The organism is Pseudoalteromonas sp. A757 (assembly GCF_004103285.1).
GTDB lineage: Bacteria > Pseudomonadota > Gammaproteobacteria > Enterobacterales > Alteromonadaceae > Pseudoalteromonas > Pseudoalteromonas galatheae.
In genome coordinates this window covers 259,404-270,829 of sequence record NZ_QNQN01000069.1, presented here as the reverse complement: position 1 = coordinate 270,829, position 11,426 = coordinate 259,404, and the positions used below count along the sequence as shown (strand labels likewise).

General features: G+C 39.3%; 12 protein-coding genes. 7 read left to right on the top strand and 5 right to left on the bottom strand.

Features of this window, described 5'->3' with window-relative positions:
• The first annotated feature begins 291 nt into the window (after positions 1 to 291).
• The 5 genes from DRB05_RS22990 to DRB05_RS12945 all read left to right on the top strand — a co-directional run bounded on the left by DRB05_RS22990 (position 292) and on the right by DRB05_RS12945 (position 2,546).
• Positions 292 to 492 (top strand): PoNe immunity protein domain-containing protein, encoded by a 201-nt coding sequence (locus DRB05_RS22990; protein ID WP_240036243.1) that lies wholly within the window; start codon positions 292 to 294, stop codon positions 490 to 492.
• Positions 440 to 730, top strand: a complete 291-nt coding sequence (locus DRB05_RS12960; protein WP_239965809.1) for a PoNe immunity protein domain-containing protein — start codon at positions 440 to 442, stop codon at positions 728 to 730. The genes DRB05_RS22990 and DRB05_RS12960 overlap by 53 nt, the downstream gene beginning before the upstream one ends.
• Positions 731 to 866: 136 nt before the next feature.
• The gene (locus tag DRB05_RS12955) at positions 867 to 1,400 is read left to right on the top strand and encodes an SMI1/KNR4 family protein (protein ID WP_128727322.1); all 534 of its coding nucleotides are present in this window, start codon (positions 867 to 869) and stop codon (positions 1,398 to 1,400) included.
• 29 nt (positions 1,401 to 1,429) lie between these two features.
• Positions 1,430 to 1,750, top strand: a complete 321-nt coding sequence (locus tag DRB05_RS12950; RefSeq protein ID WP_128727321.1) for an immunity protein YezG family protein — start codon at positions 1,430 to 1,432, stop codon at positions 1,748 to 1,750.
• A 106-nt stretch (positions 1,751 to 1,856) separates the two neighbouring features.
• Complete coding sequence (locus DRB05_RS12945) at positions 1,857 to 2,546, top strand: GAD-like domain-containing protein (RefSeq protein ID WP_128727320.1); 690 nt, start codon at positions 1,857 to 1,859, stop codon at positions 2,544 to 2,546.
• Positions 2,547 to 2,898: 352 nt separating this feature from the next.
• Here DRB05_RS12945 and DRB05_RS12940 read toward each other — a convergent pair whose 3' ends face one another.
• Complete coding sequence (locus tag DRB05_RS12940) at positions 2,899 to 4,011, bottom strand: alpha/beta hydrolase (protein ID WP_128727319.1); 1,113 nt, start codon at positions 4,009 to 4,011, stop codon at positions 2,899 to 2,901.
• A gap of 153 nt (positions 4,012 to 4,164) precedes the next feature.
• On the opposite strand from DRB05_RS12940, the gene DRB05_RS12935 reads away from it, so the two are divergent.
• The gene (locus DRB05_RS12935) at positions 4,165 to 4,860 is read left to right on the top strand and encodes a response regulator (protein ID WP_128727318.1); all 696 of its coding nucleotides are present in this window, start codon (positions 4,165 to 4,167) and stop codon (positions 4,858 to 4,860) included.
• Between the two features lie 41 nt (positions 4,861 to 4,901).
• Positions 4,902 to 6,200, top strand: a complete 1,299-nt coding sequence (locus DRB05_RS12930; protein ID WP_128727317.1) for an ATP-binding protein — start codon at positions 4,902 to 4,904, stop codon at positions 6,198 to 6,200.
• A 221-nt stretch (positions 6,201 to 6,421) separates the two neighbouring features.
• On the opposite strand, the gene DRB05_RS12925 is transcribed toward DRB05_RS12930, so the two are convergent.
• From DRB05_RS12925 to DRB05_RS12910, 4 genes are all read right to left on the bottom strand, one after another.
• Complete coding sequence (locus DRB05_RS12925; RefSeq protein ID WP_128727316.1) at positions 6,422 to 8,014, bottom strand: hypothetical protein; 1,593 nt, start codon at positions 8,012 to 8,014, stop codon at positions 6,422 to 6,424.
• A 146-nt stretch (positions 8,015 to 8,160) separates the two neighbouring features.
• Positions 8,161 to 9,387, bottom strand: coding sequence for a HAMP domain-containing sensor histidine kinase (locus DRB05_RS12920; RefSeq protein WP_128727315.1), 1,227 nt, complete (start codon positions 9,385 to 9,387; stop codon positions 8,161 to 8,163).
• Positions 9,374 to 10,072 carry a response regulator transcription factor gene (locus tag DRB05_RS12915; RefSeq protein WP_128727314.1) on the bottom strand — a complete coding sequence of 233 codons (699 nt, stop codon included), beginning with the start codon at positions 10,070 to 10,072 and terminating at the stop codon, positions 9,374 to 9,376. Before DRB05_RS12915 ends, DRB05_RS12920 begins: the two co-directional genes overlap by 14 nt.
• Positions 10,051 to 11,409, bottom strand: coding sequence for a glycosyltransferase family 39 protein (locus DRB05_RS12910; protein ID WP_275669084.1), 1,359 nt, complete (start codon positions 11,407 to 11,409; stop codon positions 10,051 to 10,053). The genes DRB05_RS12915 and DRB05_RS12910 overlap by 22 nt, the downstream gene beginning before the upstream one ends.
• Positions 11,410 to 11,426 lie beyond the last annotated feature (17 nt).

The window sequence follows — 11,426 nt, the reverse complement described above, 5'->3', positions numbered from 1 at the left end:
TTCTCATCGTAAATTTTCCTATTTTAGTTAATGGAAAATTCTACTTATGAACTGTTTCATTTTTTGGGGGAGTTACACTTTGATTCAAATTTAATTGCTTTTGATTTTCGTTATAACGCAACGGATCCAGAGGTTATATTTATTATCACTTCACAACTTGAGGAGGGTGATAACGCAATAAGTCATATCTGCCCTAGCTTTAATACACTTTTCTCCATTCTATAAAAATGATAACAAATCACCATAATAACCAATGAAAAAATAAGCGAAATAGAATTTTAGGATATATAAATGCTACGAGATAAATTAAGGGATATCGAGTATTACAATGATAGGATTAACTTTAGACTAAAAAATTATCGAGAAAAAATAAAAAAGGTCCAACCTAATAGTCAGTTTGAATTTGAAGTCAAAATGAAAGGTTTATTTAGGCTAGTCAGTGACTCTTTGTATCTTATTCATCAGAAATACTCTCGCGGCGATGATCTCTGAATTTAAACCATTTTTATTAAATATGTTAATCTATCGCCAATGGCAAAAAGACTATCTAGATGCTTGGTATGTATTGGAAGGTAGCCCAGATTATCACTTAATGGCTACAGATGCTTACATTGGCTACTGGTGCTGGGAAATTGCACTTGTTGTTACGGTATTCAACATCGATGACAGCAGTTTTATAAATCATCCATACTATCCGAAAGACCTCGTACATTGGCAAGATAATCAGTAGGAGGCAACAGTGCTCAAACTACGGACCTATAACAAACAAATTTAACAACAACCTGCCGACGACAAAGCAAACAAGGATCGTGGTATCGGCGCTACACATGCTACAAGCCCAACTGAAATATTAAGGATAGTAAACGATGATTAAAAATGTTCTGTTCTCTCTTGGTGCCACACCCTTGCATAAAAAAAGCACTAAAAAATTAAAAATCAGTGAGATAGAAAATAAATTTAACTTCAAGCTCCCAAATGAACTGAGGGAACTTTATTCACTGTTCACTTCATCCGTTATTTTTGAATCTGGCGCTAAAATTAAGCCAAACCAAGCCGCGCCATTTGCTGATAATGAAGGTTATCAGTCAATTGAAATACTTTATGGTATTGATAATGAAAATAACAATATTCTTCAGAAAAATGTCATGTACGAAGAACTTCAGCAAAAAGGCTATTTTATCTTTGGTGCTTCTTGTGGTGGCGATCAACTTTGTTTAGGAAAAAACGATCTCAAAGTTTACTGTTGGGATCACGAAAGCAGTGAAAACGAACAAGAATTTTATGAGATTTCAACCAACCTATCTTCATTTTTTAACGCGCTCAAAGCTGATGAAGATGAGCAACCAGCAAAGATAGATGATACTAACTCATTTCTATCTTTTTTAGTTCACCAAACATAAATTACGATAACTCACTTGGAGTAATAACGATGGAAACAGTTCATGCGATTTACAACCAGATAGCACAAAACATAGTAAATTCAATTAGGACACCTTGGGATGAAGCGTTCATAGATTTTAGTTACTACGGAGACTCTGCTAAGTATCAAGGTAAATATCTTCATTATTCAAATAATGAATTGTGTGATTTCAAAGTGGGCTATCAATCCTATCGCCTGTTTAAGCAACTCCATGAGATCACAAGTGGTGATCCAGAAGAAAAATGGGATAGAGTTAGGTTTGTACTCAAACAAAGTGGTGAATTCAATATTGACTATGAATGGGACCAAGAGCTAAAAGATGAAGTATGACATAGATCTTAAAGCGTACTGAGTAAAACACCTCTACATTCGCCTATTTAGCCAGCAACAACAAGCTTTCCTACGAACTAACAGTGCCTCTACACAGGTGTATACAATGAACAAATTTTTTGACAACTTCTATCACTTTAAGGGATTTGGTCCAGCTATAAAATCAGTTCAACCGAAGGAAGAACAGCTACTACACTATCAAGGTATTTTACCCGATAACCTAATTGAATATTGGCAAGAATATGGTTTTTGCGGTTGGGGCGATGGACGATTTTGGCAGGTTAACCCTAAAGATTATCAAGCTATTTTGGCCAAGTGGCTAAAAGAAACCGAGTTTGAGCAAATGCAGCATAATGATCAAAACCACTTTTCGGTTATCGCTATAGACGCTTTTGGTAAAATGTACATTTGGGGAGAAAGTTCTGGTTACAGTCTAAAAATAGTGAGTAGTTATGGCATGATTTTTCCGTCTTTCAATCGTGAGCTTTATAGCCAACACAACCCCTCTAGAGCCTTAGATTTATTTTTCGCCACTCAACCTCCAAAAGCAGAATTGGATTTAAGCGATCATAATGATCAACCGCTTTTCGACCGTGCAGTTGAAAAGCTAGGCCCTCTTGAAAATGGAGAAATCTATGGCTTTGCGCCAGCTCTTGCCCTTGGTGGCGAACCTAAGCTTGAGAATCTCCAAAAGGTAAAAGCCACGGAACATTTAGCTTTCCTAGCTGATCTTGGAGAGAAACGTGTTATGGCTGATATCGTCGCGCTATCTAACCAATTACCCCATAACCAATAGCACCTTTTTAAGTCCTTTAAATACAAAGGTGTCGCTAGGCTAGGTTCAATCACCCTCCTAGCCTACATTTTTCACCAAATTTCTTCTGCTGCTTTCGTTTACATTTTTAATTAGAGAAACCACGGTATCTAACCTTTAACTACTCTACTGAGATGGTGTGCAGTGGTAAGACAAAGCCACCAATTAGAGACCCAGTTAATACCTAAGAAACATCAACAGTCAAGACCTAGGTAAACAATCCGCCGCGAAAGTAAAAAAACATCGTCAAAGGTCTGCATGACTCACTTGACAACATTTCTACCAACTAAACAAGCAAAAGTGACAGTTAAATTTATCACTCTTGCTGCCAATATCATTCAATTGTTGTGATTAACCCATACTGTTCTGACTCTGCTTTAGTGACCCAGTGCTCGCCCTCAGCTGGCGCTGACTCCAAAGTAAAAATGTAAAAACTTACTCCTTTATCACCAAGCATTTTTTTAAAGTACGTAGCTTGTCTTCTATGGCTTGCATCAGTGTATGGTATATCTAGTGCTGAGCTATCACCATTACTCCAGCTATGAACCCCAATCTGTTTGTTATCTTCAATAGCGTCAGAATCTATTGCTCTTCTTAATATTCTTGGGTTTCCAGCTGCAAATAAATCTGTTCCACCCGAGAAAACTGAGCCTGATCTCGAGACTAACGTGGTCATGTTGTGCTCTCTGATCAGCATACCTGTATACATGTTTATATCATCGTCTGCACTTCCACCGATATGGTTAGCAAAGTTTAATGTCATCTTTGTACCTTCAAACTGCGACGTGAGCTCTTTTAATTGCGTATATGTACTTAATCCAAGTGTCGATTGAACTCGTTCCTCACTGCCGTCCATTTTAAGTATTTCCGTGAAGAAGTCTTCAAAGCCGAAAGATGTTGTCACGGTCACTTGGTTATTCGAAGTACTGGCTGTTAAAACAGTTGAGCCAATGATTTCAATAAACTCTAGCACTTGGTTTGAAAATTCAACTTGAATCTCAGACGCATCTCTTTGGGAAGCGGACAGTATCACCGTCGAGTCTTCACCCACGGTACGTGTTTTATCACTGCAATCGAATAACTCCATTAGTTCACTCGGACTGTAAATAAAACATGTCCCTTCAGCACTGTTATCGAGCAACAGATCTAAATTTTTTCCGTCTGCATTTTCAAGTTTTACTATCCATTGACTATCATTTAGCTGTTCTGAAAACATTACCTTGTCGAATAATTGCCCTTGAAAATTCAACTTAACAGAAGAGCGAACCACCGCTCGTTCATCTAAAAGCTCCTTCAGTTCTGACTCAGAAAAGCGGTAATTAGCCAAAGGCAGGTCTGTTGTCTCTGCTGGTTTTGGCGTTATAGTGGTTTTTGAGTTTGAATTTGAGTTACAACCAACCACTGAAGCTAAGCAAAATACTGCAACTAATGTTTTGAGAGAGTTCATATATATTATCTCCTGATTATTTAAAACTTGGTGAAAACTTTACTGCGTAAATAAGGTAATTTCTGTGATTGCTGTGTATGGAAATGTATTTTTTAGGCTGACAAAGTTCATATATACTTGTGGACAGGAAGTTCTTTAGGATCCGGTAAACAGATGAAAACGAGCAAAATGCTAATAGTCGAAGATGACGAAAGGCTCCAAAAGATGCTTAAAGATTACTTCACGGCTCAAGGGTTTAATATCACGGTCGTTGGGGATGGCAGTAAAGCCGTGGATGCTATTTATGAACTTCTGCCCGATATTGTATTATTAGATCTGATGTTGCCTGGCGTTGATGGCCTAACAATTTGTAGACAAGCAAGAAAGAACTTTCAAGGCAAGATATTAATATTAACAGCAAGTGATGATGATTTTGATCACGTTGTTGGCTTAGAAATTGGTGCTGATGATTATGTCACTAAACCTATAAAACCTAGGGTGCTGCTTGCCCGAGTGCGCTCTTTGCTGAGACGTCCAGCGCTTCCCCAACAAACTGAGTCTGAAACACTTTACTTTGGCAAGCTAAAGCTTGAGCGGAAATACAAACACTGCGAGTTTGATAGAAAGCTGATCCACCTGACGGAAAGCGAGTTTGATCTACTCTGGCTATTAGCAACTAGAGCCGATGAAGTTGTATCGCGCGATGAACTCACCAAAGCACTTCGAGGCATTGAATATGATGGTGTAGATCGAACGATAGACAATCGCATTGTACGGGTACGTAAGCTGCTCAGTCATGTTCAAGACGTCTCGAAAGGCATTCAAACAGTTCGTGGAAAAGGTTATTTATTTGATAGCCATGCCTGGTGAATATACTTCCTTGATTTAATTCAGGTAAAAGCTGGCTCTATATGAGAAGAATTTTTGTTGAATCACTACTTGTACTGTTTATTTGCTTCATCGTAGCAGTATTCGCTTATGAGTGGCTGGTGTATGGAATAACAACAGACTACGAGTTCTTATTAGAAGATTATGAAGCAATGGCACACCAGCAATTACTCCAAAACATAGCAGATAATCAAGGTATTGAGGCAGCTAAAAGCGCGATGCAGCAATTCTCTACCCAGACGGAACAGCTATTTACAATTTACCATTCTGTAGCACAATTACCGGCTTCTGTGGCCACAGCACTTAATCAGAGTAATCCTACTCACATATTTTTTGATGATAATCGAACCCTGTGGTTTAAGTTGACTGGCTATGCAGCATTCTTCAGCTACACACCCGACTCCCAAAGTATTATTAGGGCAAAAGTCGAACTTGAAAATAATCTTTTCTTGATATTTTTAGCTATTAGTTTTGTTATATTTGGATTGATTAATATTTTCCTTATTTATAGAAGAGTCAGGCTCTTGGAGCAAGCAACAATTCGGTTTGCTCAAGGAGATTTAGCTAGTCGTGCTGATACCTCAGGCTCTAGCTCATTAGGAACGTTAAACCGCACTTTTAATGACATGGCCAGCCGGATTATGCACTTAGTTGAAAGTAATCGCGCTTTGACGAATGCTGTGGCTCATGAAATGCGGACTCCAATATTCCGCATCCAATGGCAAGCAGAATTACTAAAAGAGACTGCTTTAAATAGTGAACAAATGTCAACCATACAAGAGGTGATTGCTGACACCGAGGAAATGGAGCAAATGATCGATGAACTATTACACTATACAAAATTAGAAAATAGTGGCCAAAGGTTAGTGATGGAGAAATTCGATCTTAGCGCTTTGATAAATCGGGCTAAGCATCGATGGCAAAAAGAAAGAAGGCACAACATAGCGCTAGATATTCGCTTCAATTCTTCAAAGGTTTTTGTAATCGCTGATAAAAAATTGCTTACGAGAGCCCTTGATAACGTCATCCGCAATGCGTTTAAGTTTGCTAAATCGAAAGTGCGAGTCGTATGTTCTGAGCAAAATAATCACATCGAGATTTTTATTCATGATGATGGCCCAGGTGTTGATAAAAAGCACAAAACACATATATTTGAGCCTTTTTATGTAGCAGATCAAGCAAGAAACAAGGGAGTGAGTGGTTATGGGTTAGGGCTATCTATCGTACAAAAGATATGTGAACAACACCGAGGCTCAATTACCGTCTCAGACAGTGAAGAATTTGGAGGTGCACTTTTTACACTCAAACTCCCAACCAGCTAAACATACTAAAGCCATAGATATATTGAATATTTAGCCAATTTAAACTGATACCAATTTCTGACTTCAACGTCTGTATTGATAGTGGTCACCATGATAGTGGTCGCCATGATAGTGGTCGCCGTATGATTGAGTTAAATAACCTGAGTTTCAGCAACAACCATACCGCTTAGCAATAAATTAAGAAAGAGCTACATAAGCAGCTCTTAGCGATACCATTTCGGCTAGCTCTGTACAATTTCAAATATAGAAATCGGTGGTACGGCCTCGTTATTTTCGTGATCCCCAATGATATAAATCTTTCCCTCACGAATTGCAAAATCACTGGGCTCTTTGACATCCGCTTCACTCAGATCAATTACTGATACAATTTCTCCAGTCATGGTCAATTTAAGTAGTTTGGTAAATCTTTGAGAGAGTACGTATATCGCTCCGTCTTTGTACACGACTCCTTGGGCATCATATTCGAAAATACTCCCGTTCGATTCTGAACCATAGGTGATCGGATAGATGTTAATTACTTTATATGTAGAATCTAAAATAATGAGCTTATCTTCTTCCTCAGCGCCGTCTTGATCAGTAACAAGATAAAACTCTCCTGTGGCTTCATTGTGTCCTAAACCAGCATATTCATACGCATCTCCTTGCTCATTGGTCGCAGCCACCACGACTTCTTCTTTTAATTGATATTCACTTCCAACTTTCACAAACAGACCAATTACTCCTGTATCTGTGATTGCATGAAAGCTATCTGAAGTACCAACAACCGCTTCTGTACAACCCTGATTACATTCAATACTGCTGAATTGAAGCGATACTTTTTCTATTATCTTAAAAGAACTATCAAGCAAAAAGACTTCAGCTTGGTCGGTGATCAATAACCACCCCCCATCTTTTACCGGCCAAATTCCTGACGGCTGAGCTATTCCTTGCTCGAGCTCAACCTGTTTTACTAGCTGTAATTCAGTATCGTGCTCAATCGGCCCAGTACCAATTAGCTCACTTTTGTCGGCTACTAAGAAAATATTATTCGCTACGGCGTTCGAGCTCACAATTATTCTCCCATCAGGTGCAAGGCTCACATCATTAAATACTTCACCGTTAAAGCCACTTAGTTTCCACGATGCTGTTAATTTGAGTGATGTCCCAGCAGTATCATATTCAGCAACGATGTAGTCTGCATTGTTGCCTGCCAGTACCAATAATTTTTCACCGCTCCACGCTAGCCCCTGAGGTTCGTACTCTCCTTTCAAGTCATAAACCAGTTCTGCTTCCGTTGCTGTATCAAAGTGTATTAATTGGCGATCAGCACGATTAAATAACCATAATTTGCTGGGCTCTTGGTCATTTACAGCTAACTCTGTAAGTTTATAGTGCGTTTTTAACTGCCATGTTGAAACCACACCATTTGGTAAGCCTGTTCGGCTCACCGTATTTGCCCCCGACACAAACCAATACGCTTGTTCTTGTACTTCTAAGTCTGTCGCTTCTTGCAATGCTAAGTCGGAATAGTCCTGTCGTTTATAGCTAAGTGAATCTGAAGCAGTATCTATATACCCAATCACACCATTACTCTGGTGAACATGAAGTAATGGTCCATACATATTAATACTGGTGATCCCCTCTAAAGAATCTACTCCGGTGGGATACTCCACATATAGTGTAATAGGAAAGTCTTGTACCAACGTTTTACTTTGATCTGGTTCAGATAAGTCGATGGTAAGATTGGTTGAGTGCTCAACCTGTTTGTTCTGTTTACTGCCACCACAAGCTACAGCACCAAGTAAGCAGCAAATTAATAGTAAAGTATTTTTCAAAGTAATCACCTTCGTTCCTCTGTTTAATCTAGCATCAGAGTATCGAGGTAAGCGTCTATAAAATGTCGCAGCAGTTGGGGCTAATTAGGGTCTGTTAATCTTTCAAATTTATTTTTTGCAGCAAAGAGCGTTCGGCCCGAATATATTTAAAATACAATTTTCGCGGTACAGCCAAATTCAGAGTTTTGCGTTAATGAAAACTGCCACTGGTACTTAGTACAAATATCCGCAACTATCTGAAGCCCGAAACCAAACCCTTCATACCCTCTCGGTTTCTCGTCTAAACCACACCCAGAATCAACTATTTCTAAGCTTGATTGTGAAAGGAATAGGCTTACTTGCCCTTCATAAGTACAATTTATAGCATTGTCTAGTAGGTTTCTAATCAAAGCTTTTAATAAAACTTCATCGCAACACACGACGCATGGCTCTAAAAGTTGTAATTTTAATTCTGTTTTATTTGCCACAGATTTACTGCTAAATGGTGCCACTATTTCATTTAGCCATTCGGCTGTGATTTCAAAACGGCAAGGTTCACCAAGACTCTCTCTAGCCAAACTTAAAAAGGTATATGTAAGATCGGTGACCTGCTCAATAGCCAGATCGATTCCTCTTAGCTGTTTACTCTCCCCTGTGTGCTTTTTTAATACCGCGACATTTCCCTTGATCACCATCATCGGCGTACGCAGTTCATGACTTACATAGCGTGTGAAGCTTTGCTCTCGATTAAGCATTTGCTTCATTCTACTGCGATAGTGGTTAACTGCTGACTCTATACTTAGTATCTCTAAGCAACTATTTTTACTACTAATTTTTGTTTCTTCATGGTCAAGACTTTGGTCACTAATATGTTCTACTAAACATTGTAGTGGCTTTGCAAGATAGGCAGCTTGAAGTCTAATAAGATAGGTGACTAGCAAAAATAACAAAGTACCAAACACAGCAAAACCAATTTCAACGACTGCCAAATCAATATCTTGCCATTCGGTCGCATTAATATCTTCGACAGCATATAAGACTTTAGAACCGCCACCTTTCATAGTCATTTTATAGGCAAGTACACAGAATTCACTATCATCATCAAATTGCAGTGTTGTCACCCCTAACCAACCAGGTTTGATGTCAGCTTGAATTGCTTTAGGGAGTGCCTGATAATCTTGATACAACCTCAACAAAGGATTGACTAATTTCTCTTTTCCTTCTTGCTCTGAAAATTCTTGTAAATGATAAGGTCCTACAATACTCAACCGTTGCTCACTTGCTCGGTTTTCTGTGTACAAAATAGCGAGTGAGACAGCTAATGTATATATTGAAATAAGCCCAATAGCACCAAGCCAAGATGCCTTAAATAGCTGTTGCTTAAGTGTTTTCATCAGAAATCAACTTGTAGCCGAACTTTGGTACCGTAACCAACATCTCTGCATCAAACGCTTTATCTATGATCTTTCTTAGCTGGTACATATGACGCCTTAATAGATCTTGGTCGGGTACCTCGTCTTGCCAAAGTGCAACTTCGAGGGATTCTCTTGAAACCGGCTTTGGACTTTGCTGTGCTAACAATAAGAGTATTTTGTAGCAGCTAGGGTTGAGCCTCAATACACTTTCATTTCGCGTCACCAAACGCTGTTGTAAATCTATTTGCAATGAACCAACGTTTATTATTTTCTTGAAGCCATCTCCGCGCACTCGCCGCACTACAGCATGTATCCTTGCTTCTAGCAAAGAGAGATCAAATGGCTTAATAATATAGTCGTCTGCTCCACCGTTAAGCCCCTGCAACATATCCTGTTGAGTATCACGCGCTGTAAGCATAATAATCGGTGTTGCTACGCCTGACTCTCTGAGCTTACTGCATATTTCAATACCATCTACCCCAGGGAGCATTACATCTAGAATGATACAGTCGTAGTCATATTGAAGAGCGAGCTGCAAACCAAGTGTTCCATTTGCAGCGTAATCCAAGTGATGCCCATCTCCCTCGAAATAGTCAAATATGGTTTCAGCTACTTGCTGCGAATCTTCCACTAGCAGTATTTTTAATGGTGTTCTCGCACACATCTGTGCAATATCCTCTGGCGGTTTTCGCTTAACACATCACATTGCAAATTTTTAGGCCATAAAAATGTACTTCTTTGCTCATGTGTTAGCACAACATAACTCGTCTTTTGAGTCTGAATTAGCTGAAAAAGTTCATTATCATCCATAACTAACTCAGCCCAGCCACAACTATAAAAACGCCCTGAAAATGGCAGTTTTTTTAAATAATACACTGGCGTGTTAGGGCAAGGTTTTGATATCGCTGATAGCGTCGTATGCTCAGAATCCTTACTGTGCCAACCAAATATCAATGCTGCTATTAATAATGCATAAAAACAAAAGCTAATAAGCCCAATTTTTATATATCCTTTAAATGGTTCAAAATATAAGGCAACTAATAATGCAAAAGCGGGCAAGCCGGGCAGAACGTAAGCTGATAGGATATTGCTAGCAAAAGTAAAAAGTAATAATGGAGCAATTGTCCAAGTAATTAGATACGTTTTTATTTCAGAACTAAATAACACCGCACGAGTATCTGGCGACTTAAAGAAGCGAATGAAAAATAATACTGACCAAGGGCATGCGACTATCAGCCACATTAGCCAAATCGTGCCTTTTGGTTCCACATGTGCGGTACCATATAGATCTCCCTGCCATCCTGGCTGCAGGAACCGCTGAATATGCTCACCAATTAAGAAGTAATTGAGAAATCCCGGCGTTTTTGACTCAGCCAACATATACCAAGGTAAAAAAGTAACCACAAAAACAGGTAAACCTAATGACCAAGGTAATGCTTTAATCACAGAGTAAAGGCGTTTTTGCCAAATTGCCCATAGCACAATGGCTATCCCTACGATAACGACCGCCACAGGCCCTTTAATCAACATGCCTAAACCACAACTGAAAAAGAATATAACGCCTGCAGCCCGGTTATTGTGTTTATAGCATAACCAAAAACTAGCCATTGCTAATGTTGAGCTTAACATCAATGCAGGGTCAGTCATCACCATTCCTGTCGCTATAAAAAACCCAATACAACTAGCAAGGATCAATATACTAGCTTGAGCAATACGCACACCTAGCGAACGCTTTGCGAAGGAATACAATATAATTAAGCTCAGCGCCCCAGTACACCAATGCGCAAAGCGCGCACTCCATGGAGAAATACCAAATGCTTCAAAACTAAGCGCAGTAATCCAAGTATGAGCTGGCGGCTTGCCCCAAAATGGCACACCTTTATCAAACCATGGCGTGATCCAATCTTGAGTCACGATCATTAGCCTTGCTATTTCTGCATATCTCGCTTCTGTAGTATCAAATAAGGGATAGCTTCCTAGTGTAAAAAGCCTCAGTAGCATCAGCCCTAAGACGACAC